Annotated in this window: 23 protein-coding genes; 13 read left to right on the plus strand and 10 right to left on the minus strand. The window is 55.5% G+C overall.

What is annotated here, in order from left to right:
* The 3 genes from VAE57_RS07190 to VAE57_RS07200 form a co-directional block, all read right to left on the minus strand.
* Window positions 1-829 (minus strand): lamin tail domain-containing protein (locus VAE57_RS07190; protein WP_322821205.1); only part of this gene is annotated, 829 nt, incomplete at its 3' end.
* A gap of 79 nt (window positions 830-908) precedes the next feature.
* Window positions 909-1,601 carry a deoxyribonuclease V gene (gene nfi, locus VAE57_RS07195; protein ID WP_322821206.1) on the minus strand — a complete coding sequence of 231 codons (693 nt, stop codon included), beginning with the start codon at window positions 1,599-1,601 and terminating at the stop codon, window positions 909-911.
* Complete coding sequence (locus VAE57_RS07200) at window positions 1,588-2,202, minus strand: sulfite oxidase-like oxidoreductase (protein ID WP_322821207.1); 615 nt, start codon at window positions 2,200-2,202, stop codon at window positions 1,588-1,590. Before VAE57_RS07200 ends, nfi begins: the two co-directional genes overlap by 14 nt.
* A gap of 74 nt (window positions 2,203-2,276) precedes the next feature.
* Here VAE57_RS07200 and VAE57_RS07205 point away from each other — a divergent pair, with 74 nt between their 5' ends.
* Together VAE57_RS07205 and VAE57_RS07210 are read left to right on the plus strand one after the other, a co-directional pair.
* On the plus strand, window positions 2,277-3,392 hold the full coding sequence (locus tag VAE57_RS07205; RefSeq protein WP_322821208.1) for an aromatic ring-hydroxylating dioxygenase subunit alpha: 1,116 nt from the start codon (window positions 2,277-2,279) through the stop codon (window positions 3,390-3,392).
* Between the two features lie 38 nt (window positions 3,393-3,430).
* Window positions 3,431-4,660: a glycosyltransferase gene (locus VAE57_RS07210; RefSeq protein WP_322821209.1), complete on the plus strand. Its 1,230-nt coding sequence runs from the start codon at window positions 3,431-3,433 to the stop codon at window positions 4,658-4,660.
* A gap of 268 nt (window positions 4,661-4,928) precedes the next feature.
* Here the strand turns inward: VAE57_RS07210 and VAE57_RS07215 are convergent, their stop codons facing one another.
* Both VAE57_RS07215 and VAE57_RS07220 read right to left on the minus strand, forming a co-directional pair.
* Window positions 4,929-7,934: a protein kinase domain-containing protein gene (locus VAE57_RS07215; RefSeq protein ID WP_322821210.1), complete on the minus strand. Its 3,006-nt coding sequence runs from the start codon at window positions 7,932-7,934 to the stop codon at window positions 4,929-4,931.
* Window positions 7,935-8,022: 88 nt separating this feature from the next.
* The gene (locus VAE57_RS07220; protein WP_322821211.1) at window positions 8,023-9,414 is read right to left on the minus strand and encodes an FAD-dependent oxidoreductase; all 1,392 of its coding nucleotides are present in this window, start codon (window positions 9,412-9,414) and stop codon (window positions 8,023-8,025) included.
* 393 nt (window positions 9,415-9,807) lie between these two features.
* Between VAE57_RS07220 and VAE57_RS07225 the strand changes: the two genes are divergently transcribed.
* The 5 genes from VAE57_RS07225 to VAE57_RS07245 all read left to right on the plus strand — a co-directional run bounded on the left by VAE57_RS07225 (window position 9,808) and on the right by VAE57_RS07245 (window position 15,999).
* Entirely contained in the window at window positions 9,808-9,999 is a 192-nt protein-coding gene (locus VAE57_RS07225; RefSeq protein ID WP_322821212.1) for a hypothetical protein, read from the plus strand.
* Window positions 10,000-10,329: 330 nt separating this feature from the next.
* Window positions 10,330-11,466: a hypothetical protein gene (locus VAE57_RS07230; RefSeq protein ID WP_322821213.1), complete on the plus strand. Its 1,137-nt coding sequence runs from the start codon at window positions 10,330-10,332 to the stop codon at window positions 11,464-11,466.
* Window positions 11,467-11,998: 532 nt separating this feature from the next.
* A complete protein-coding gene (locus VAE57_RS07235; protein ID WP_322821214.1) occupies window positions 11,999-13,069 on the plus strand; it encodes a DICT sensory domain-containing protein in 1,071 nt (356 codons plus the stop codon).
* Between the two features lie 658 nt (window positions 13,070-13,727).
* Complete coding sequence (locus tag VAE57_RS07240; RefSeq protein ID WP_322821215.1) at window positions 13,728-14,951, plus strand: pyridoxal phosphate-dependent aminotransferase; 1,224 nt, start codon at window positions 13,728-13,730, stop codon at window positions 14,949-14,951.
* A gap of 46 nt (window positions 14,952-14,997) precedes the next feature.
* The gene (locus tag VAE57_RS07245; RefSeq protein WP_322821216.1) at window positions 14,998-15,999 is read left to right on the plus strand and encodes a bifunctional ADP-heptose synthase; all 1,002 of its coding nucleotides are present in this window, start codon (window positions 14,998-15,000) and stop codon (window positions 15,997-15,999) included.
* Between the two features lie 51 nt (window positions 16,000-16,050).
* Here VAE57_RS07245 and VAE57_RS07250 read toward each other — a convergent pair whose 3' ends face one another.
* The 5 genes from VAE57_RS07250 to VAE57_RS07270 form a co-directional block, all read right to left on the minus strand.
* The gene (locus VAE57_RS07250; protein ID WP_322821217.1) at window positions 16,051-16,419 is read right to left on the minus strand and encodes an STAS domain-containing protein; all 369 of its coding nucleotides are present in this window, start codon (window positions 16,417-16,419) and stop codon (window positions 16,051-16,053) included.
* Between the two features lie 30 nt (window positions 16,420-16,449).
* Window positions 16,450-16,881, minus strand: coding sequence for an ATP-binding protein (locus VAE57_RS07255; RefSeq protein WP_322821218.1), 432 nt, complete (start codon window positions 16,879-16,881; stop codon window positions 16,450-16,452).
* A 23-nt stretch (window positions 16,882-16,904) separates the two neighbouring features.
* A complete protein-coding gene (locus VAE57_RS07260; protein ID WP_322821219.1) occupies window positions 16,905-17,363 on the minus strand; it encodes an ATP-binding protein in 459 nt (152 codons plus the stop codon).
* A gap of 148 nt (window positions 17,364-17,511) precedes the next feature.
* The gene (locus tag VAE57_RS07265; protein ID WP_322821220.1) at window positions 17,512-19,065 is read right to left on the minus strand and encodes an acyl-CoA carboxylase subunit beta; all 1,554 of its coding nucleotides are present in this window, start codon (window positions 19,063-19,065) and stop codon (window positions 17,512-17,514) included.
* A gap of 45 nt (window positions 19,066-19,110) precedes the next feature.
* Window positions 19,111-19,860 carry a WecB/TagA/CpsF family glycosyltransferase gene (locus VAE57_RS07270; RefSeq protein ID WP_322821221.1) on the minus strand — a complete coding sequence of 250 codons (750 nt, stop codon included), beginning with the start codon at window positions 19,858-19,860 and terminating at the stop codon, window positions 19,111-19,113.
* Window positions 19,861-20,033: 173 nt separating this feature from the next.
* On the opposite strand from VAE57_RS07270, the gene VAE57_RS07275 reads away from it, so the two are divergent.
* The 6 genes from VAE57_RS07275 to VAE57_RS07300 form a co-directional block, all read left to right on the plus strand.
* Window positions 20,034-20,402 (plus strand): hypothetical protein, encoded by a 369-nt coding sequence (locus VAE57_RS07275; protein WP_322821222.1) that lies wholly within the window; start codon window positions 20,034-20,036, stop codon window positions 20,400-20,402.
* 201 nt (window positions 20,403-20,603) lie between these two features.
* Window positions 20,604-21,044 (plus strand): 30S ribosomal protein S12, encoded by a 441-nt coding sequence (gene rpsL, locus VAE57_RS07280; RefSeq protein ID WP_012258226.1) that lies wholly within the window; start codon window positions 20,604-20,606, stop codon window positions 21,042-21,044.
* Window positions 21,045-21,056: 12 nt separating this feature from the next.
* On the plus strand, window positions 21,057-21,530 hold the full coding sequence (gene rpsG / locus VAE57_RS07285) for a 30S ribosomal protein S7 (protein ID WP_012258227.1): 474 nt from the start codon (window positions 21,057-21,059) through the stop codon (window positions 21,528-21,530).
* Window positions 21,531-21,595: 65 nt separating this feature from the next.
* On the plus strand, window positions 21,596-23,704 hold the full coding sequence (gene fusA / locus VAE57_RS07290; protein WP_322821223.1) for an elongation factor G: 2,109 nt from the start codon (window positions 21,596-21,598) through the stop codon (window positions 23,702-23,704).
* A 51-nt stretch (window positions 23,705-23,755) separates the two neighbouring features.
* Window positions 23,756-24,652 carry a class I SAM-dependent methyltransferase gene (locus VAE57_RS07295; RefSeq protein WP_322821224.1) on the plus strand — a complete coding sequence of 299 codons (897 nt, stop codon included), beginning with the start codon at window positions 23,756-23,758 and terminating at the stop codon, window positions 24,650-24,652.
* 45 nt (window positions 24,653-24,697) lie between these two features.
* The coding region (locus VAE57_RS07300; RefSeq protein ID WP_322821225.1) for a GTP-binding protein at window positions 24,698-24,794 on the plus strand (97 nt) is incomplete at its 3' end.

The following is a 24,794-nucleotide window of genomic DNA, read 5'->3' on the forward strand; positions in this document are numbered from 1 at the left end:
CCAGCCACCATCCGGCCAGCGCGACCTCGCCCGGCCCACGATTGTAGAGTTCGACCCATTCCTGATCACCTGCGGCGGCGATTTCGTTCAGCACCACTTGCTCGAAGGCGACTGGTGGGGTAGTGGTAGGGGTGAGCGTTGCCGTCGTGGTTGCGGTGGCGGTGTCGGTGGTGGTCGCAGTTGGTGTGTTTGTGACAGTTGCCGTCGTGGTGGCAGTGGCCGTCGCCGAAGGGATAGCCGTCTCAATCGCCGCGCTGGTGGTGGTGACGACGGTTGCCGCTGCTGTCATGGTTGTACTCGTTGCTGTGATCGGGTCGGGCGAAACCGGTAAGTCGGTTGTCGCCGTCGTGGGTGAACTGGGGTGGGCGGGCAGTGGCGCTGTGCCGCTGTTCCACTCTCCCGGCGAGGGTGTGCCGGTTTGCCAGGTATCGCTGCCGTCTGGCTGACGGGCAATCGTCTGGTCGCGACTGACGATGGTCAGTGGACTTTGATCAACGATCTGACCTGACGTATCGCTCAACTGCACCCGATCAGGATCGCCGTTGTTAAGGAGTGTGCTCGACAGGGTGATGACGAGTAGACTGCCACCTTCAATAATCACTCCTTCACCGATGAGCGTGTATGGGCCGCCAATGATCGCGTCATCGATCCGCCAGCCGCTGAGATCGACCGGTAGCGATCCTGGATTGTACAACTCGACCCACTCCGGGCCGCCTGCCGGGTTATGCATGACCTCATTGATGAGCACCTGCGGCGTCTGTGCCAGAATTGCTTGCCAGTTGTTGCCGATCACCAGCACGAAGATCAAGCCAATGATAAACCTGCGCACGGTTTCCCTCCGGTTGTTTGCTTCCTACTATAGAAACCGTGCGAACCCGCGAAAAGATACGCAGTTTTTTCGAATTTTTTTACAACAGTGGCGGAGCAGCCGATATGAGAGGTACGTCGTCGTGCGAAGCCAGGCGATGAGCCAGGCGCGTCGGTTCGGGCAGGCGAAATCTGGTGGTACAGGCCAGCACTAGATCGGGGGCGCGATCAAGGCTGACCCGATGACCGGGAGAGATGAAGACTGGTCGGGTGGTAGCGCGGGTGCGTATCACCCATCCAATCAAATCATCACCATCGTACAACGGACTGCGGTCACCACGTTCAGGCAACGGTTCGGTAAATCGCCCGATCAGACGTTGCTTCGCGCAACCGATTGCTGGTAGATCGAGGAGCACACCGATATGACAGGCAATGCCACACCGACGAGGATGGGCAATGCCATGACCGTCGCAGATGATCAGATCAGGTGTCGTCCGTAACTGCCTGACCGCAGCGATAATTGCCGGTGCTTCGCGAAAAGCAAGGAGACCGGGTACGTAGGGGAAGGTCACCGGTTGCCGCACCAATGCATAATCAACCGGTGCCAGATCGGGTAACCGCACAACCACAACCGCTGCCCGAATGAGCGTACCATCGGCTTCAAAACCGGCATCAACCCCGGCAACGAACCGTAATTCGCTATAGTCGTCGTGCAAGCGTACACGGGTACGGAGTTCCTGCTGCTCGGCGATGGCTGCGGCAACTCGCTTATCACTGGTATCAATCGTCGGCATATCGTTCTTCACGCCAGGGATCGGCGTTGTTGTTGTAGCCGTAACGCTCCCAGAATCCTAGCCGGTCATGATCAAGAAATTCAATCCCCCGCAGCCATTTGGCACTCTTCCAGAAATACTTCTTCGGCACCAGTAGCCGCAGCGGATAGCCATGTTCTGGGGTCAGTTCCTGGCCCTCATACTTATACGCCAGCATCACATCGTCGTCAAGGAGGGCTTCAAGCGGTAGGTTTGCCGTGTACCCTTGCTCACTATGCGCAATCACAAAGCGGGCCGACGGCTTCAGGGGTGGAATGTGACGGAGAAACTCGCGGAAGCTAACCCCTTCCCAGGTTGTATCGAGTTTACTCCAGCGTGTCACGCAATGAATATCGGTCTTGATCGTGGTGGTGGGCAAAGCGCGAAACTCGCGGAAGCTGAAGCGCACCGGTTCCGCCAATTCACCCCAACAGCGCAGATCCCATTGCTCCTCAACACTGGTATACTTAGGAACAGAACCGTAGTGCAATACTGGAAATTTCTCGGTAACATACTGGCCTGGCGGGACGCGATGACTCTGATCGGACTGAGACTGGTCTTTCCGCTTGAACGGGTTGAACATTCGTCCCTCCTTTGAGACTATCGATAGGATTATCTTTTCAAACGGTATTATACCGCAAATACACGGTGGTGAGTATGACGACCTATGTTCGTGCTTCCATTGATCGCCCGGCCTACACCCTACCCGGAGTCTGGTTTACCAGTCCTGACGTGTTTGCCCGTGAACAGGAGCGGATTTTTGCCACTCAGTGGATGTGCGTTGGCAGGAGCGCCGACGTTCCAGCAGCCGGAAGCTACTGTTTGATCGACGTTGCCGGCGAGAGTCTGATCCTGCTCCGCGACCACGATGGTCAAATCTACGCTCATTATAATGTCTGTCGTCACAGAGGTGCACGTCTCTGCACTGAAATGCAAGGTCACTTTCACGAAACGATCATGTGTCCATACCATGCCTGGACATATCGCCTCGACGGGACACTGGCGGCTGCTCGTTATATGCAGGATGCGCCCGGCTTTCGGCGCGATGACTGGCCTCTCCTTAGTGCGGCGGTAGCTGAATGGGACGGTTTCATCTTTGTCTCGTTAGCTGACCAACCACAACCATTCGCAGAGGCGTTCGCGCCGTTGATCGGCAAGTTTCAAGCCTGGGAGATGGCGCACTTGCAGCGTGGTGCTCGCATCATTTACGAGGTGGCTGCGAACTGGAAGCTGATTGTGGCGAATTATTCTGAATGTTACCATTGTCCGTTGATTCATCCCGAACTGGTTGCTATTTCACCCTGGCAAAGCGGGCGGAATGATCTGACCAGTGGCCCATTTCTCGGCGGTTATATGGAACTTACCCACGAAAGTATGACTCTGAACGGGCAGACCCGGCGACCGCCCCTGCCTAACCTGCCGGTCGAAGATCATAAACGTGTCTACTACTATTCCATCTTTCCCAATCTGCTGCTGAGTCTACATCCTGATTATGTGATGGCGCATCGCCTGATTCCACGCCGACCCGATGCCACAACGATCATCTGCGAGTGGTATTTTGACCCTGATGTGATGGCTGCTCCCGATTTTGATCCCTCGGATGCAGTCGAGTTTTGGGATCGAACCAATCGTCAGGACTGGCACGTCTGTGAATTATCCCAGCAGGGCATCAGCTCACGCGCCTATCGTCCTGGCCCCTACGCCCAATCGGAAGGGTTGCTCTGGCAATTTGATCAGGAATACCTGCGGGTGATGGGAGAGCAAAGCGTCTGATGGGGCAGTAACCGGGCATTGTTGTCAAACGAGACAGTATGCGCATTTTGATGATCACCTATGGTAGCCGGGGTGACGTACAGCCCTTTATTGCGCTTGGTGCTGCGCTGTACCGGGTTGGTCACACCCCTGTTCTGGCGGCACCGGCACGTTTTGCTTCCCTTGCTGCTGATCATCACATCGCATTTCTTCCTCTGCCCGGCAATGTTGAGATGTTGGCCCGTCAGATTGCCGATGATTCGCGCCATCGTCCGCTGCGCCTGATCGGCATCATCTCCCGTTTTGCATTACCGCTAGGCATTGAAGTGGCACGGCGTATTCAGGAGGCGGCTCGTTCCGCCGACATGATCGTCCATTCATTTTTGACCGTCGCTCTCGGTCATCTCTACGCAACCCAATACGGGTTACCTGAATGTGCCGTCGATCTCTTTCCCTTCTTTGACCCGCCAGCCGACATTGCGAACGTTGCGTGGCCTACTGATCGGATTGGATTGACCGGACGCCGGCTCAGCCATGTCTTTGCCCACACCATCTTTCGTTATACCCAAAGCCTGAGCTACCGCATCCTCCACCGCCGTGCGCCTGATATTGGGCCATCACGCTTGCCATGGGCAACACCGGGACGCCAGTTTGGATTGTTGCAGGCGTACAGTGCCGTTCTGGTTCCGCCTGGCTCTGCCCCGCTGACAGTGCAAACCGGTTCGTGGTGGTTAGAAGCGACAAACTGGCAACCACCGTCTGATCTGCAAGCCTTTTTGGCTGCCGGCCCACCACCGGTAGTGATTAGCTTTGGCAGTATGGCTACGTATGATGCCCCACACATTACGCGCATTGTGCTGGAAACACTTCAGCGTACCGGACAACGCGGTATTATCCAGCGCGGATGGGCCGGTCTTATACCACATCAGGTTCCTGATACCATCTATCTCGCCGATGAAATGCCCCACGACTGGCTGTTACCCCGTGCCAGCGCAATGATCCATCACGGTGGTGCAGGCACTACAGCAAGTGCCCTCCGCGCCGGCATTCCATCGGTGATTGTTCCCTTCGCTGCCGATCAGCCGTTCTGGGCCTGGCGTGCGCACAAGACCGGGGCCAACCCGCTACCAATCCCGGTGTCGGCATTATCGGTTGAGCGATTGAGCGTAGCGTTACAGCAAGCGCTTGATCCGGTACGTCGTGCTCGCGCTGCGATGGTCAGTGGCCGCATGCGTGCCGAGGGTGGTGTCGCTGTTGCTGTTCAGCGTATTGAACAATGGGCAGCGTAGAAGCCAGTGTTGGGTGGGTGGAATGTCGAGTTGATGAACAGATTGGTTGGTGAGCCGGCGAGTTAAAACCCTGCCTCAATTCATTGAAGCCCCTGCGGGGCTAACCTGCTGACGGGGAAAGGGTGCCCTTTGACCCGCCGGGGCGTGCACGCTGTCAGGCAGGGCTTCAGCCCGCCTGACTACTTCTGGCACGATGTTGACTGGTTGATTAGTGATTGCTCTACGAGCATTCTCACGGGGCAACCAGTCAGCGCTTACGGGGAAGATTTCAATGATCAGGCATCAGATCGAACAAGAGGATACCTTCATCACGGGTGCTCACCGCCAGTTGTGTGCCATCAGACGTTACGGCAACGGCCAGCACCGCACCATAATCCGCCAGATCGATCTCTCGCAGGAGCGTGCCGTCGTCCAGACGGTAGAACAGCAGATGCCCGCTAATCGTGCCGGCAATCAGAAGGGTGCGATCAGGGGTCACGGCCAGACTGGTGAACCAGCCCCAGTTCTGGGGAACTTCGATTTGCAGGACCTCGTTGTTGTTGCGAGTCACATCACGCACGCGCAGCAGACCATCGCTACTGGCACTCAGCAATAGATTATTGGCGAAGACCAGGCTGGTCACCGGCCCATTATGACCACGCAAAATCTGGGGTTGCTCACCACGCGCCATCTCCCAGACCGCAATTTGCGGTGAGTCGGCAGGTTGATTGGTCACCGCAGCCAGATATGCTCCATTGCTACTGAACGTAAGTGAGTAGATCGGCCCCGCTAACCCACTGAGCCGACGTAAAAATTGCCGGCTGGATCTCTCCCATAGGTAGACCTCACCCTGCTCGTTACCCACCGCAATCAGGCTGCGATCCGGGCTGACCGTCAGGTTGAGGGGAAACCCATTCATGCCGCTCAACTGCTCATTAGGCCGACTACCGGTCAAATCAATGGTTACAATCTCGCCGGCTTCGCTGATGGCAACAACTTCCGCATCGCCAATGAAATCGATATACTGGGCTGTTGCTGCACCACCATCCAGGCTCGTCGTGCGACCGCTATCGAGCATGTGAACGCGCACGGCACCGTTTGCTCCGCTTGCCACCAGACGTCGACCATCGGGGCTATACCGTACTCCAGTCACTACCCCCTGGGTCACTTGAAGACTTTGCAAAACCTGCGTGGAGTCAACGTCCCAGATGACCAGATTCCCGCCCATATCACTTGATGAGAGGATTCGTGCGCCGTCTGGACTCCAGCTCAGTCCGAGCAAGCGCAAACCACGCTGTCGCAATACCCCACGCTCAGCACCACTCGTCGGACTCCACAGGCGAACACTACCATCAAGGCTCGCACTGGCCAGCAGGCGACCGTCAGGACTGTACGCTACCCCGCGAATCACCACCCAACCATCATGCCCCCGCAACTCGCGCTGGACATTGCCGGTTGCTGCATCGAGCAGATAGACATTGCCATTGATTGAACCGACCGCGAGTTGACGGCCATCACCGGAAAAGGCGATACCGGTCAGCCAGAAGGGTGCGTTGGTTGCGGGATCAACTGGAGCGCTGAAACGAAAATTGTCAATTTGTTGGCCACTGCTCACATCCCACAACCGGGCCGTACCATCGCGCGAGGCCGAAGCCAGTCGTTGTCCATCGGGACTGAATGCCACGTTGCCGGGGAGATCGGTGTGACCACGAAGGATCGCTCTTGTCTGTCCACTCGTCACTTCCCAAATCCGAATCGTCTGGTCAACGCTGGCCGAGGCCAGCAAACGACCATCGGGACTAAACGCCAGTGAGCGAATCCAGCCACTGTGTCCACGGAGTTGCGCGATTTCACGGCCAGTACCGGTATCCCACAGCCGTACCACCGGATCATCCTGAGCACCAGAAGCCAGAATTGCCCCATCAGGGCTAAATGCCAGCGCACTGACATCACCTTCGTGGCCGCTAAGCGTCGCCTGGACTTGAAAAGAGGAAGCATCCCGTAACTGAATGGCCGATCCTACCGCTACCGCTACCAGCAAGCCATCAGGACTATAAGCCGCCGCCCCCAGACTATCTTCCCGCAACTGTGCCGTTTGGGTAATCGCATTGACCTGTTGCAACAAATCAACCGCCGGCGCTTCAGTTGTCGTCGGCACAGGCGCAACCGTTGGTTGCGCTGCAACCATTGTACCGGGCAGGCCAAACAACGAAGCATTTGTCATGTACAGGCCCACCAGCACCGCCAGCAGCACACACACACCTACCGCAACCACTGCCAGGCCACCGACGATTGCCAGCAGACACGAGGTACTGATCAACGGACGGGGCGGAGCGGTGGGCGCGGCTACTCCTGCCGCTGGTGCTGCCGTCGTCGTTGGTGGCGGTGCCGGCGGTAATGTTGGGGCCGGTGCAGCCGTGGCAATCGTCGCGGGTTCTGGTGGAGGTGCGGCAGGGACGGCGGCGGACGGCACAACCGGCTTTTCAATCGGTGCCGTAGCCCCCATGGGCCTGCCCGCCATCAGGCGCACCGTCTCCAGCGCACTACGCATCTCACTTGCCCGCTGATACCGATTCGCCGGCTTCATCTCCAGAGTGCGCAGCGTGAGTTGTTCGGCCAATACCGACACCTGTGGGTTGAGCGCACGCGGCGAATTGAGCGGTACCCCACTCTGCCGCTGATTGGCGGGTGGTGGCGGCCAACCGGTGAGCAGATGGTACAGCACCGCGCCAATCGCATAAATATCGCTTACCTGTGCCGGCTCAACACTGTGATCGTACAGTTCAGGTGCCCGGTATGGCGTTGTCTCAGCCCCAATATGGCGGACACAGGCAAAGGGGGCCAGGCTCAGACCTCCTTCTGGCGAAGACCAGAGATCGCAGGTACGCAGATCACCCAGCAAGAGCGGCGGCTGGTGGTGGTGCAGCTGATCCAGCACCATCAACAACCGATCAACGATGGCCAGAGTTTCACTCTCTGGTAACGGCGATCCTCGCTCACGCGCAAAGCGCTCCAGGTCTGAACCGCCAGGATCATCGGCGACCAGATAACACACCTGATCCAGGACAAAATAGTCGCGCAGTGTCAGCAGTCCCGGCATCTGGATCTGGGCCAGTTCCCGTGCCAGCCGCAAAACATCATCAACCGCAGCCTGATTGGGCTGCGGCAGCGCGGTAATCAGCACCCGCAGCGAAGAGCGCTGATCAATCGCTCGATACAACCCGGCATCAGGATAAGCATCGAGCGCAACCGTGATCCGGTAGTGTCCGTTGAGTAGAGAATCGATGGTGAGCATAGCAGCCCTTAGAATACAAAACTTCTTAGAGACAACCTGTGTCCATCAGAACTGGTTGTTTTAGTCTATCATCAGTATACGGGATGTCTCAATCGGTTGCTACACTCATATACGGTCGCAACACAAGATCACCGTGCGCCTGCGCTTCAGTAATCCGCTCGATGCACCGATTGGCGCTTATCACTGCTCCTTCAATCGATGCCAGAAAATGTTGGCGCGTGTAATCACCGGCCAGGAAGAAATTGCGTACCGGTGTTGCCTGATCCGGTCGGTACTTATCAACCCCTGGTAGCGCCTGATACACCGAATTAGGAATCCGCACAATCGTGTATTTCAACAACTTCGCCTCGCGGGCATTTGGATGCAGCCTGACAAACTCGCTCATCACAAACTGCACCAGCTCATCATCGGGTAACGTAATCAGCTCGGCAGCCGGCGCAACCACAAACTGCATAATGCTCCGTTCCCCCTTGTGGTACTCCGGAGCCACCATTGCCATATCGGCATACACACTGAGATGCGTACCGGCGCTGAAAAGCAGATTATCCACTCCCGCAATGCGGTGGTCGAAGAAGAGCTGCATCGTAATCACCGGCGAACCCTTCAGATGACTCAAATTGGCGAAGTAGGGCAACTCACGGAGCGCCGGCGGAATCACCTTACGCAGATTGTGTACCGGCATCGCCGACACATACACATCGCCGGTCACCAGCCGGCCATCGTCAAGGCGAAAACCGGTGACTTGATTTGTCTCGCTGTCGTATTCGATAGCCGATACTCGTGCATTCAGCTCAACCTTTCCCCCCAAACGCTCAATCTGCGCAATCAAAGGCCGCCAGATATTGGTATCAGGCGAACCCTTCACCAACGCCATCCGTGGTGCTTCCTTCTCGTGGGCAAAGTGCAGCATAGCGGTCAAAGGGAGCTTAGCCGAAACCCGGTCGGCACGTTGAAAGTTTAGCGCCAGCGCCATCGTATGCATCACTTCATCGAGCGAACGCTGCCCCATCCCGTGCCGTAAATGCCACGCGGCATACGTCTCGTTATCCTGCGCGTCCACATACGCCTGATCACCGAGAATAACCCGCAGCAGCCCCAGCCCCATCCGCAACTTATCACGCAACGGTAACGGCTTAAACGCCAGCACACCGGCCAGACCGTTAAACGGCGTCGGCAGCCACGGCACAAACCGGATCGGTGCCAGCCCATGGCGTTCAGAGGCAAAAATCATCTCTGCCGGTTTCCAGTTAAACGTATCGCCAAGGCCATACCGCTCCAAAAACGCCAGCAAATTATGGTATGCCCCAAAGAAAACGTGCAACCCACTCTCGATCCAGTCACCATCGGCGTCCTGCCACGCCGACACCTTACCGCCGGGTACATCCCGCTTTTCGAGAACAATCACCTCATGACCACGTTCAACCATCGTGCGGGCAACCACCATCCCGGCTGGCCCGGCACCTGCAATAACGATTCGCATAGCAGTGCGCTTCCTATTCTATGTGCAAAAATGAACAACCTTCGCCTTTATCTTTATCTTTATAGCACGGCTACGAATCCCACGCAAGGCAAATGAACAGCTATTGCACAACGTCACCCCTCTATCACGGGCCATACGTTGGATCGCAGACATACGTCACTCGCTTCCTTCACCTTCCAGCCTTCGTGCAGCCCGTGCCATCCCCTCGCCCCTCGCCATAAACGAGAGGATTCCCGGCACCTCTCGCCCACATCATCCGACCACAATCAGCACACCGCGGAGCGCAGCAATACCAAACCTGATCGCCGCGCAAGCATGACCCGCTCACCTATCAGCCTCGCGCCATCCCGAACGACACACCACTTCCCGACCGGGTTGTGCGTGATGCATCGTATGGCGTGCGGCAGCCATGCTGCCGCATCCACCGCGCTCACGATCCGGCGCTGGTTGCAGCGCTTTCCCGTGCCGGCACGTGCCCCTGGTGACGGGAAAGCCTCAGCGTTAGCCGTCAGCCCACCCCCCCGGAGCGACATCGGTACCGTGCCACCAACATCGCCGGACGCTGCGGAGCGCATGACCGGATGATGTTAACGCGTCTTCTGTCGCAACAGCAAGCCCTGGATCGGCCTCAACTCTCCCCTTTCCCGCAGCGCGGGAGAGGGGCCGGGGGTGAGGGTGTGTCGCAGATAACTGCTGGCAGCGGTGCACGTGCGATATGCTCACCACCCTGGTACCGCACCTGCGCACGAATAATGTCCTGAGCCGGTCAGTTTGCCCGCGGCTCGCTGGTAACACGCCTGGCAGTACTCTCACACAGCTCTAACAAGCCGAATGATGGACTGTGCCTGTCAAGATTTGATCTGAGTGGTACAATACCTGTGTCTAATTGCTCGTACACCTGCTTCCAACATGCTCATGATACGTTCACTATCTACCGGCCTGCGCATCTACCTTCTCATCGCAACCCTTATCCTGCTTAGCGGACTCCAGTTCTTCCTACCGCGCCTGCCCCGACCAATCAATCTGCCGCCATCGCGCACGGTAGCGACGACCAATCCTCTCATCGGCGTTCATACCCGTCTCACCGGTATTGGCGACGAGGCCTACATTCACCGCACTCTGGCCCAGGTAAACGAGATGGGGGCAAGCTGGATCGTAGAACTCTTTCCCTGGGCCTACATTCAGCCCCGTTCGCGTTACGGTTTCGACTGGACAGGTGCCGATCTGGTGATTGCTCACGCCAGAGCGCAGGGTCTCAATGTCGTGGCCCGTCTCGACATCGTGCCGGCCTGGGCACGTCCACCCAACACCACTGATCGTTACCTTGATCGCACCCACTTTGCCGATTTTGCCCATTTTGCGGCTGCGTTTGCCGAACGCTACGTTCCGCAGGGAGTGCGTCATATTGTCATCTGGAACGAACCCAACTTACGGTTCGAGTGGGGTGAACGACCGCCCGATCCCGGTGCATACACCGATCTGCTCAAACAGACGTACCCGGCGATTAAAGCAGTCGCACCAGAGGCCATCGTTATCGCCGGCGCACTATCGCCTGGCCCTGGCCTGGAAGGCGGCAATCTGCGCATGGACGATATGCAATTCCTGGCCTCGCTTGCTGATGCTGGTGCATTCCCCTTTTTCGATATGTGGGCCGTTCACGCCTACGGTGGCCACGAACCGCCAGATGCTGAGCCTGGCGTTGACCAGGTCAACTTTCGCCGCATCGAGCTGGTACGCGAGCTACTCGACCAGTTGGGTGGCAGCGACAAGCGCATCATCATCACCGAAGGCGGTTACAACGACCATCCGCGCTGGAGTGGTGCAGTGCGTCCTGCTGATCGGATACGCTGGACAATTGCTACCTACGAACAATCGCGACACTATCCCTGGCTGGAAGCCACCATCCTCTGGCAATTCAGCGCTCCATTTCTCACCCGCTCGTATCCCGATGCCTGGAACTTTGTGCATCCCGATGGCACACCGCGGGCTATTTACCTGGCAGTACAGGAATATGCTCGTACCGGTAGGCTACCGGATGGCGTGGAGAAGTGAGAGTCCTTATCCACATCGTACTTTGATGACGATTACGCTATTGACGGTGCTTTGATTTCTGATACCATTCTCTTGTAGTGTAATAAAAACCCGTCTCAAAACAACTGAATACTTATCGTTATTGTGAGTAACGACACCGGGTATCAGGTTGGAAGGAGGACAAACTCTCGTCACCAATTTTCAGGTCGTGTGAAAAGAGATTGTCGTCCTGGTCAAGCGGAAACTCCCAGTCCTTTCCCTTGCGATTTCTATCCTGGTCACACAAGAACCGTAGCTCAGCCTTCAGCCGATGCTTGTGATACAGATCGTCTGAGCAACGTAATCCGTGGGCTTTTGTCTGAGCCAATCTATTGATAATTCTTTAGATACAGCTCACCATCTGTCTTTGATATCGAAGAATATTTGAAGTGCCTTTTAACTAACGACATACAATCTCTCAACGGCTCATCCCACTTCTTGTCAGGATTACTGCCATCCTTGTCGTCTGATGACATAATTAGCAATAATCAGCATTTCGTGAGGGGAACGGTCAATGGCAGATATAAATTCACCACTACCATCACTCTTTTCCCTGATTAAAGCAACCCTTGCCCCCGATGTCCAGCCCTTTCTTGCCAGCAAGGCAACCCTCGTCGACATTAGCCACACCCTTGAAGATTGCATCATCCGTAATCAGTTGCCGAGTGTTATCTTCACTGGCTTTCAAGAAAGCAGCCATTGGCGGAAGGAGACGCAACGTTATCTTGAGCTGGCAAATATTGCCAGCTCGATTTGCATTTTTGCCGGTGGCATCCCACCGGTGCCCGAAGAGCGCCATATCGCCGTGACGTTGGCATCAGACGATCCTCTGCGACAGGAGTGGTTTTTACTTGTACTGTCCGAATGGTTTTGCGCTGTGTTATGCGGTCTTGATAATCAGGTGCCAGTTGAGCGTGAGGCCGACCGCAGCTTTGCCACTCTGCTTACATTTCAGCCTGAAGTAGTAGATGCTGTTCTTAATCGTCTCATTCCGGTTGTCGAACGATACCGACCTGATCGTGCCGCCGAACTGGATCATGCTCGCACCCGTTTCCCACCGTGCAATCCACGCGGCCCATACCTGACACAAATTGTGGCCGAGATGGTTGCTCACATGCAACGACGCTATGATAACCAGCGTCAGTTGACAGACCAGCTCAAAGAGCTTAACGAGCGTCAATCTACGCTCGAAGAAACGATTGCCCAACTGGCCGCGCCGGTTGTGCCGCTGTTTGAAGGGGTTCTGCTCATGCCGCTTGTCGGGACTATTGACTCTCGGCGAGCACAGCATGTAATGGAACACCTGCTATCAAGTATTGCCGAACAGATGGCTGATGTTGTTATCATCGACATTACCGGTGTGCCGATGGTTGATACTGCGGTCGCTAATTATCTGCTCCAGACCATCAGAGCCGCCCGTTTGCTCGGTGCACAAGTGATCATCACCGGTATCCGTGCTGCCATCGCTCAAACCATGATCTATTTGGGGATCGATCTTGGTGATGTACGCACCCGCAGTACGTTGCGTGAAGGCATCAACACTGCACTGGAGTTGAGTGGTATGGAAATACAACCACGTTTGTAGAAGGTATTTCGCCACCCTAAACCAGCTTGCATCAGCGGAAACCACTCGGTGCCAGTGGTTCCCGCCCCCAGCGGGGGCGGGAAAGGGTGGGGGCGTGTCTGTACATCCAGGGATCGCACGCCTTCGGCTCACTCACCACCTGCGCCCAGCAGGGTATCACCACCCTAAACCAGCTTGCATCAGCGGAAACCACCCGGTGCCAGTGGTTCCCGCCCCCAGCGGGGGCGGGTGAGGGTGGGGGCAGGTCATATACCACACATTGGACGCAGCACCACTATAACACGCCTGCCACCCATCACACTGGCGCTGCCCCTGAATGTGCAGGCGCTCGAATCAGTTCGTGCGCCTGTGCCGACACACCAGCAGCTCGCTGCTGGCACGCTAGCAGCGAGCCAGCCTGAGTCTGACAATCTGAAAGATGCACAGTACCATATCAAGATGTGACATCACCTGTATGCTCATGGGCACAGCGTGTATTTACGCTATGAGTTAATGAGATGACTCCTCAAAACCAGTTACATGTCATGTATTGACAACAAGGGGGTAACGAGCACAATGATCTGATCGTTTTCCATCTCTGGTATAATCGCCGCGAGTGTACCTGCGACACCGATGTCTGCACCGGGTTTACGAACCTATACCCAGACAGGAGAGCTACATGTCTGCCAGAATGGATTACCGTTTTGCCCGCCGTCTCGCCTCGCTCGAAGCCTCAGCCACTGCTGCAATGACTGCTCGCGTTGCCCAGATGCGTGCTGCCGGTATTAAGGTTATTTCGTTCAGTGTTGGCGAACCTGACTTCGATACCCCCGAACCGATCAAGCAGGCTGCCATTGCTGGTATCCAGGCCAACCATACCCACTATACACCAACCGGTGGAACGCTTGAGCTGCGTAAAGTGATCGCCGCTCGTGTAAGCGCTGATCAAGGGCTTTCCTACGGGATCGGGCAGGTTACCGTCACCACCGGCGCCAAAGAAGCGCTCTACCTCGCCTTTCAGGCTCTGTGTGATGAAGGCGATGAAGCACTTATCCCTGCTCCCTATTGGGTGAGCTATGTGGAACAGGCAAAACTGGCCGGCGCTACTCCGGTTACTCCTCAGACCAGTGAGCAGACCGGTTTCAAACTCACTCCTGATCAGCTTCGCGCCAGTTTGAGTGATCGAACACGGATCGTCGTCCTCAATTCCCCCTCGAACCCAACCGGTGCCGTCTACAGTGTAGAGGAGCTGGCTGCTCTGGCTGCCGTGCTTCGTGATCATCCGGCGATCATCATTACCGACGAAATCTACGATGCGATCTCGTATGTGCCTTACGCTCGCCTGTTGCGGGTGGCTCCGGATCTCGCCGAACGAACGCTGGTGGTCAATGGCGCTGCGAAGGCGTATGCCATGACCGGCTGGCGGGTTGGGTATGTGGCCGGGCCTCAACCGATTATCGAAGCAATTAAGGCAATTCAGAGCCACACCAGCACCCATACATCGAGTATCTCACAGGACGCGGCTCTGGCAGCGTATACACCCAACCCAGACATCGAAGCCACCGTTGCCGCAATGACGGCTGAATTCCAGCGTCGGCGCGATCTGATCCTCGGTCTGCTGGCTGAAATCCCCGGTGTGACTTGTACTGTACCTGATGGTGCCTTCTACGTCTTTCCTAACGTGAGTGCGTTGCTCAACCGGCCACTGCGTAACGGCAAGGTCTGCACGACCAGTGATGAACTCAACCTCTACCTGCTCGAAGAGGCCCACATCGCCTGCGTCGCCGGTGAAGCCTTCGGCGCACCCGGCTATTTACGCCTGTCGTATGCTACCGGGAGCGAGGAGATTCGCGTTGGCATGCAACGCTTCCGTGCGGCCGTTCTTGGCAACGAGGCTGCCTAGACATTGTTGGCGGCTACCGCGAAGGTAGCCGCCTGATCCATTTCCTATGACCTGCCAGGCTCCCCATCTCCCCGATCCAGCGCTTCTCGCCGGGCATCGCATTATTGTGGTCGGGGATATTACACTCGACGAATATCTTTACGGTCGTGCGACACGCCTCTCTCGTGAAGCGCCTATCCCGGTGCTTGAATTTTTGCGTCGGGAAACCATTCTCGGTGGAGCAGCCAATCCGGCCCGCAATATCGTCGCGCTCGGTTCTCAAGCCAGCCTGATTACCATCGTCGGCAACGATGAAGAGGGTAAACACTTGCGTGATCTGCTACAGGCAGCACGCATTGATGATAGTGGCGTCATTACGGTTACCGATCGCGTCACGACGCGCAAAACACGTATTCTAGCCGATGCCGCTCCCCGTCTACCGCAACAGGTTGCCCGGTTGGACTATCTCGACCGTCAGCCCTTGTCTGCTGAGATTGAAGAACAGGTGATTGCCGCACTGGCTGCACAATTGCCGGGCGCAGATGCTGTAATCTGCTCTGACTATCAGCTTGGTCTGCTTACACCGTGCGTAGTTGATGCGATACGAACGCTCTGCCGACAACACGATGTTATCTTTGCTGTCGACGCGCAAGGCCATTCACATTATTATCGCCACGCCGATCTCTTCCGTTGCAATGACGCTGAAGCTGCTGCTGCCCTGGGTGTACCGTTCGTCGATGAATCGGCGATTGCAGATGGGGTTACCCGTCTCTATCACGATCTTGCTGCTCATCTCGTCATTGTCACTCGTGGGCCGGCTGGATTGGTCTTAATTGGCGATCACGAACCGTATCAACATATTCCAGCCTACCACATTAGTGAAGTGTTCGATACTACTGGCGCTGGAGACACGTTTATTGCTGTGGCAACGCTGGCTCTGGCTGCTGGTTGTCGGGGCAGCATCGCCGCTATGCTGGCGAATATCGCTGCTGCCCTGGTTGTGCGACGGTTTGGCAACGCGGTCGTTACTCCTGCAGAGCTACGGGCAGCCATTGCTGAAACAACATAAGAGCAGGCCTTGCGCCTGCCCTTGCCTCCAGCCCTTTATGTGAATGTTGGCTTATTCAATTGCGTTCAAACGCTTAAACGCACTGATCGCCTCGTCTTCCGTTTGATAGATTTCAGCGTACTGTGCCAGCCCTACCATGCGAAAAATTTTCTGAAAATGGGGCGATAAACCACTTACCGCCAGCCGCTGTCCGTTTTGATTGACTTCGGTCACAATGCCGATCAGAATTGCGATTCCGGCACTATTAATGTAGTCATTCTGGCGAAAATTGAATAAGATGAACCGTTCACCCCTGGCCGTAACTTGACGGTATGCGTTATTGATCTTCTCCTCGGCAAAAGTCGTCACATCGCCGATCAGATCGATAACCGCAACACCATCACGTTGCCGAATATTGACTGTTAATTCATCCTCTAGCATGGATCGCTCCTCATATGGAACCATTCCAGGTTACGATATATCGACTACTACATTAGTGGGATGGCGATAAAAGAGCAATCGAACACAGGTGCCGGTTAGTACATCAGGTACAACGGTTACCTCATCAGCCAGCGCAGCCATGAGCATCAGTCCTCGTCCGCGAAATGACGTGTAAGGACGGATCGGCCACTCAACCGGCTTTTGCGGTAGCACGGGTGGATGTGTTCCTTCATCGCATACCTCAATGATAAGATGTTGTTCATCAATGGTACAGACAACCCGTACTTTACGTTGCGGATCAGCATGATTACCGTGTTCAATGGCATTGGTACAGGCTTCACATAGCGCTGTTTTAATGTCCTCAATCCGTTCTGGTGTCAGGCCAAATCGTTGTGCCAGTGAAGCAACTGCATCACGTGCAATCACTTCATAGCCGAGAATGCTGGGGATGGTAAGTTGCATATCTTCTCAGCCTGCTACTTTTACTAACTGGATGGACGTTCGAGATGGACAACCATTCGTACCTGATTACCCCCACCCGGTGCCAGTGTAAACTCTACCTCATCCATCAATTCACGCATCAGCCATATCCCCCAGCCTCCCTTATCTGCGCGCTGGAAGGCATCAGTAATACGTGGCTGTATGTTCGTTCGTGCCGGATCTAACGCCTGTCGGCCCTGATCGGCAACACTAATGATCAACTCATCAGGTCGTACCATCAGTACAACCACAACCTTCATTGCCGCGTCAGCCTGATTACCGTGTTCAATGGCATTGGTTACAGCCTCACCAATCGCTGTGCGCAGAGCATCGATCCGCTCAGCAGGAAAACCCATGCGTTTCGCCAGCGAAGCCGCAGTATCCATCGCAATTCGTTCATATCCCAGCCGACTCGGTAGGCGCAGCTCAATAACCTGTTCGATTGCGCCCTCTCTGTTACTCATGCCGCCTATCCCTACCACGGACCAATGAAGTGCCAACTGACTAGTTGTATCATAGCATAGTGACAGGGAAAATTGTTATCAGATTTCACCAGAAATGTTTCAAGAGCCTGCTTCATACAGATCCGGATGCACAGGTTACGATTAAAAATCACAATGGGATGTTGCCATGCTTACGGGCTGGCAGGCTCTGACGTTTCGTGCGTGCCAGGCGTAAGGCGCGAATCAGTGCCGGTCGTGTCTCGCGAGGTTCGATAACCGCATCAATATACCCACGTTCGGCGGCAACATACGGGTTGGCAAAACGATTCTGATAATCTTCAACCAGCTCGGCTAGCCGTGCTGCCGGATCATCCGCTTCGGCCAACTCTTTGCGGAAGATAATTCGTACCGCTGCATCAACACCCATCACAGCAATTTCCGCAGTTGGCCAGGCAAAGTTGAAGTCGGCGCGAATGTGCTTGCTCGCCATCACATCATAGGCACCCCCATACGCTTTGCGGGTAATAACCGTTAATTTCGGTACAGTTGCTTCACAGTATGCGTACAGGAGTTTGGCACCGTGACGGATAATCCCGCCGTACTCCTGCTGCGTGCCCGGCAAAAAGCCCGGTACATCCACGAATGTAACCAGCGGAATGTTAAACGCATCACAAAAGCGCACAAAGCGTGCTGCCTTCACCGAGCTGTCAATATCCAGCGTACCAGCCATTTGCAGCGGTTGATTGCCAACCACCCCCACCACGTGACCATCCAGACGGGCAAAGCCGATGACGATGTTCTTCGCCCATGCCGGTTGTACCTCGAAGAAGAACCCATCATCCACCACGGCCTCAATAACCTTAATCATGTCGTAGGCTTTGCGTGGATTGTCGGGGATGATGCTTTGCAAATCTTCGTCCATTCGTTCCGGATCATCGGTTGGCACCTGATACGGTGGGTCTTCCATATTGTTGGATGGTAAAAATGAGAGCAGTGTCCGCAACTGATCGAAGCATTCATCTTCGCTGTCAGCGGCAAAATGCGCCACTCCACTGCGGGTATTATGGGTCATCGCCCCGCCTAACTCTTCAAAGCCGACCTCTTCGCCGGTAACGGTTTTTATCACATCCGGCCCGGTAATGAACATCTGGCTAATGTTTTTGACCATAAAGATAAAATCGGTCATTGCCGGCGAGTAGACTGCTCCACCTGCACATGGCCCGGCAATAATCGATAATTGTGGAACCACACCACTACTGAGGACGTTGCGGTAAAATATCTCGGCATAACCACCCAGACTCACCACACCTTCCTGTATTCGTGCTCCACCACTATCGTTGATGCCGATGCAGGGTACTCCCATGCGCAACGCCAGATCCATGACTTTGCAAATCTTCTCGGCAAATACCTCGCCTAATGACCCACCAAACACAGTAAAATCCTGGGCAAACACACAAACGGGTCTACCATCAATCGTACCGTGCCCAGTGATCACGCCGTCACCCAATGGTTTACGCCGTTCCATACCAAACGCAGAGGTACGATGAACAGCAAATGCGTCAAGTTCGACAAAGGAACCGGGATCTAGCAGCCGATCAATTCGCTCTCGCGCCGTTAATTTCCCTCGTTCGTGTTGCCGGGCGATTGCCACCGGGTCTTGATTTCGTGCCCGTTCGCGCCGTTCACGCAATGCAGCAATCTTTTCTGCGGTTGTCTGCGTCATAGCACTCCTCATTTCTATCGTCAGCTTCCTCGGCAGGCAATATCACTACCTCACATCTTCTCTGCGCCGTCCTTGCCAGATGACAGTCCATAGAAATGCTGGAACGGCATCAATGATACGCCGCCAACGTTTCGGCTGCATCACTAACCGGAATGCCCATTCTAACCCCATCCGGCGGAGCCATCGTGGTGCGCGTGGCACCCTGCCGGCCAGATAATCGAAGGTACCACCCACACCGATAGCCAGCGGCACCTTGATGAATGGCTGGTTACGAGCGATCCATAACTCTTGTCGTGGATGGCCATATGCAACTAACAGGATATGTGGTTGCGCTTGCATAATAATCTGGCGCTGCTGCTCATCATATTCCGGTGCCGGTGAACCGGCATAACAGCCGGCAATAGTCAGCGCCGGCCAGCGCGATCTGAGCACGGCTGCCGCTGCTTCCGCCACCCCCGGCGCTGCACCGAGCAAGAACATGCGATAGCCATGCTTCGCCGCAAGCTGGGCCAGACCAAGCGTTAATTCAACCCCTGTTACCCGGCCACGCAACGGCGTACCCTGCCAATGAGCCGCCATCAGCACCCCAAAGCCATCCGGTGTATTCAGATCTGATGCCTGCAATACTGCCCGAAAGGCCGGATTTCGGCGCGCCTCCATGATAAATTCCGGGTTCACCGTACAAATCTGATGGCAGCCTCCATCTTGCAGAAAGCTATGCGCCCGCGCTAATGCTTCTGCCTCAGTGACATTATCAATCGGTATTCCCAGTATCGTGATCCGACCGCTCTGCATCAGGCACCTGTTATTCTGTCTGCTATTGCTTTTCATCATACCGCATCCGGCTACAAATGCTGTTTGCTGTACTACTTGTGTTGTGGATGACGCCTCTCGACAGGATGCAATACGGGTTGTATAGTGTACTCAAGCATTAAGACAGTTTATTCCTGCAATACGGGAGTTTGCCATTGAATACCGAAATCCTTTTCATTGTACTGTTTTGCGGATTGCCGATCATTGTTGTTGGAATAATTGCATTTAGTTATGTACAGCATATCTCTCACTTTCAAGAGGTGTTGGCAAACGGGGTCGAAACCACAGCCGTGGTTGTGCGGAAATATGGACGTAATCGGGTCGTCATAGAATATCGTGACTATCAAGGGAAAATGTATCGCCAAGATTTAAAGGTCTTGCCTTCTGAATATCGTCGTTTCAGCCAAGGTGAAGCTATTGGTGTCTTCTACTCTGCCAGGCGTCCGCATATCTTTTCCTTCAAAGAGACTGTCGAACAATCACGCGCAGCAGCCCAATCCAGGCGCGAATCTTCTGAGCACTAGAACCTATCCACAGTGTTTGACAAAGCCCGAAGCCGGTGCTATACTCCATAACTGCTGCGAAGAAATGCGCAGCTAAATCTTTGTGCGCCATGCGGCCCACTTCTAAGGCGCAGTGGCATACTGCGACCAGATCTTTGGGCCAGTTATTATTTTGTCTGCAAGAGATTGTTGTTAGCAGGCCGGTTTGAAGGAGAGCATTACATGCCGACCATTAACCAACTTGTTCGGAAGCCGCGCAAGCCGGTGGTAAAGAAGACTAAAGCCCCGGCCCTGCGCTTCACCTACAACTCGCTGAAGGGGAAGCTGACTCGCGGCCGCGGATCGCCACAAAAGCGCGGCGTCTGCACGAAAGTGACCACCATGACGCCGAAGAAGCCTAACTCGGCGCTGCGGAAAATCGCTCGCGTGCGGCTCTCCAACGGCCTTGAGGTGACGGCATACATTCCCGGTGAGGGGCACAATCTGCAAGAGCACTCGGTTGTGCTGATCCGCGGCGGTCGTGTGAAGGATTTGCCCGGTGTGCGCTATCACATCGTTCGCGGTACGCTCGATACCCAGGGTGTGAATGGGCGCAAGCAGGGTCGCAGTAAGTACGGTACGAAGAAGAACCAGCCGGTTGGCAAGGGCGGTGGTAAGAAGTAGGAGAGGTGCGTTATGCCCCGTCGCGGTAATATTGAACGACGACCAATTCCACCTGATGCACGCTACAATAGCGTTCTCGTTCAGAAATTTATTAATAAAGTCATGGAGCGCGGTAAGAAGAGTCTTGCTGAGCGCATCGTGTATCAGGCCCTTGATCTGGCAGCCGAGCGCCTCAAGAAGCCGCAAATGGAGATTTTTGAGCAGGCGCTGCGGAATGCCAGCCCTTCAATTGAAGTGCGACCGAAGCGTGTTGGTGGCGCTACCTATCAGGTGCCGGTTGAAGTTAAGAGCGATCGTCGCTATTCGCTGGCTATGCGCTGGCTGTTGATGTCGGCTCGCGCTCGCACCGGTAAGCCGATGGTTGAACGCCTCGCAGCCGAGTTGATCGATGCCTATAACAATACCGGTACGACGATCAAGCGTAAGGAAGATGTCCATCGCATGGCGGAAGCCAACCGCGCTTTCGCTCACTATGGCCGGCTCTAATTCCGGCTATCGGCAAGCTGTTTATGGCAACTACGGTTGCCTCACGTTAGGAGTATGTGACGGGTATGCCACGTCAGATCGAACTCGACAAGGTACGCAATATCGGCATTATCGCCCATATTGACGCGGGTAAGACCACAACGACCGAGCGGATTCTGTTTTATACCGGCCGCACGTATAAGATCGGTGAGGTTCACGAAGGTACCGCGACAATGGACTGGATGCCGCAGGAGCAGGAGCGCGGGATTACGATTACTGCCGCTGCGACGACTGCGCCCTGGCGCCTGGACGGCGTAGAGTATCGGATTAACATTATCGATACTCCCGGCCACGTCGATTTTACTGTAGAGGTGGAACGATCACTGCGCGTGCTCGATGGCGGCGTCGTCGTGTTCGACGGCGTGGCTGGTGTTGAACCTCAATCAGAGACGGTTTGGCGACAGGCCGATAAATACAATGTGCCGCGCATCTGTTTTATTAATAAGATGGATCGCGTTGGTGCCAGCTTCGAGCGTTGTGTGCAGATGATTAAGGATCGCCTCGGCGCGAAGCCGGCTATCGTTCAGTTACCGATTGGAGCTGAGGACTCGTTCCGCGGCACCATCGACCTCTTCAAGATGAAGGCCACGGTCTATTACGATGACCTTGGTAAGGATATTCGCGAAGAGGAGATTCCTGCTGAACTACGCTCTGCCGCCGAGCAGGCGCGCAATGAGTTGATCGAGATGATCGCTGAAACCGACGATGAGTTGACGCTGCTCTACCTTGAAGGGCAGGAGTTGACCGTCGAGGAACTGAAGCGTGGTCTGCGCAAGGCAGCTATCGAGCGCAAGTTGGTGCCGGTGCTCTGTGGGGCGGCGTTGCGTAATAAGGGTGTGCAGAAGCTGCTTGATGCAGTGGTTGAATATCTGCCGTCGCCGCTCGACCGCCCGGCTATTACCGGTACGCTCCCCGGTCAGGTGATGGGTGATGAAGGGGTTGAGGTTATTACTCGCCCGGTCAGCGATGACGCACCATTCACGGCGCTCGTCTTCAAGATCGTCGCCGATCCGTATGTTGGGAAGTTGGCTTACTTCCGCGTCTACGCCGGTAAAATCACCAAGGGTTCTTATGTCCTGAATTCAACCCGCAATCAGCGTGAGCGCCTTGGCCGTATCCTGCGCATGCATGCCAACCATCGCGAGGATATTGAAGAGGTGTATGCCGGCGAAATTGCCGCGATGGTCGGTCCGAAGAATTCGTACACTGGTGACACGATCTGTGACCCTGACCATCCGATTGTGCTTGAAAGCATCCGCTTCCCTGAACCGGTGATTGAGCTGGCCGTCGAGCCGAAGACGAAAGCCGATCAGGATAAGATGTCGATTGCTCTCAGCCGCCTGGCTGAAGAGGATCCGACCTTCCGTGTCTACACCGATCCTGAGACCGGTCAGACGATCATCAAGGGTATGGGTGAGCTTCACCTCGAAGTGATCCTTGACCGGATGCGCCGTGAATATAAGGTCGAGGCGAACCAGGGTAAGCCGCAGGTCTCTTACCGTGAAACGATTACGATCCCGGTCGATCAGGAGACGCGCTTTGTGCGTCAGACTGGTGGTAAGGGTCAGTACGGTCACGTGAAGATCAAGTTTGAACCGTTGCCCCCTGGAAGTGGCTTTGAGTTCGTGAATGCCATCGTTGGTGGCGTCATTCCGAAAGAGTACATTCCCGCCGTCGAGCAGGGTTTGCGTGAAGCGATGCAGACCGGTGTAATCGCCGGTTATCCGGTGGTTGATGTCAAGGCTACCCTGTACGATGGTTCGTACCACGAGGTTGACTCATCGGAAATGGCCTTTAAGATCGCCGCCTCGATGTGTCTGAAAGATGCTGTGCGTCGCGGCAAACCGCAATTGCTCGAACCGATCATGAAGGTTGAGACGGTCACTCCCGAAGAGTTCCTCGGTACGGTAATCGGTGATTTCAACTCTCGCCGTGGTCGGATCGAGGGAATGGAGGCCCGCGGTAATGCGCAGGTGGTTCGTGCCTTTGTGCCGCTGGCAAATATGTTCGGTTATATGACCGATCTCCGTTCGGCAACGCAGGGTCGGGCAACGTCGTCAATGGAATTCGACCATTACGAGCCGCTGCCTGAAGCGTTGGCGAAGGAGATTATCGAGAAGCGTAGTGCGAATTAGTGAGGAGATCGGGGACGATCGCCCCGTGCGGTCGTCTCTTTTTCGACGACGATGGAGCTGCGCCTGTTAACACCGCCGCGCTGGGCCGATTATGAGCTGCTCGATTCAGGGCACGGTGCCAAGCTAGAGCGGTTTGGGCCATACGTGTTGGCCAGGCCGGAAACGCAGGCGATTTGGACGCCCCGTTTGCCAGCGTCCGCATGGCAGCAGGCCGATGCAACCTTTCGTCGTTCGCGTGGCGAAGACGGGCCAGGTGAGTGGCATCAACATCATTCCTTGCCCGAACGCTGGCCACTGAATGCCAATGGGGTTCGTTGCTGGGTTCGTCTGACACCGTTTCGTCATACTGGTGTCTTCCCGGAACACAGCGCCCATTGGGCCTGGCTGGCTCGCCAGGTGCAACGCCGCTCGCAACCGCGAGCACTGGTATTGTTTGGATATACCGGCTTGAGTAGCCTTCATCTCGCGCGCTGTGGTGCTCACGTTACTCACGTTGATGCTTCTAAGCCCGCAGTGCGTTGGGCGCAAGAAAATCAGGCTCTGGCAGAACTGACAGATCGCCCCATTCGGTGGCTGGTCGATGATGTCGGTAAATTCGTTGCCCGTGAGTTGCGGCGTGGTAATCGGTACGATCTGATCTTGCTCGACCCGCCAGTCTTTGGGCGTGGGCCAAACGGTGAGATCTGGCGCTTACACGAACAATTACCGCATTTGCTGGCCCAATGCGCTCGCTTGCTGAGCCAGCAACCACTCGGAGTGTTGGTGTGCGCCTATGCAACGACGATCTCGGCGTTGACCATCGGCAATTTGCTTGCAGAGACGATGGCACCGTTTGCTGGTTATGTGAGTGCTGGTGAGTTGGCAATTCCTGAACAAACAACGCATCGGCTGTTACCAACCGCTATCTACGCCGCCTGGTCTGATCGGGAAATAGCCATCTCTGGCTGATGATAGGGATTTAGTAGTCGCGCAAGAACGCGGAGGAATCAAACAATGGCCAAACAGAAATTCGAGCGGACAAAACCGCACATCAACGTCGGCACCATCGGTCACGTAGACCACGGCAAGACGACCCTGACCGCCGCGATTA

This window comes from Chloroflexus sp., from assembly GCF_034434295.1.
GTDB lineage: Bacteria > Chloroflexota > Chloroflexia > Chloroflexales > Chloroflexaceae > Chloroflexus.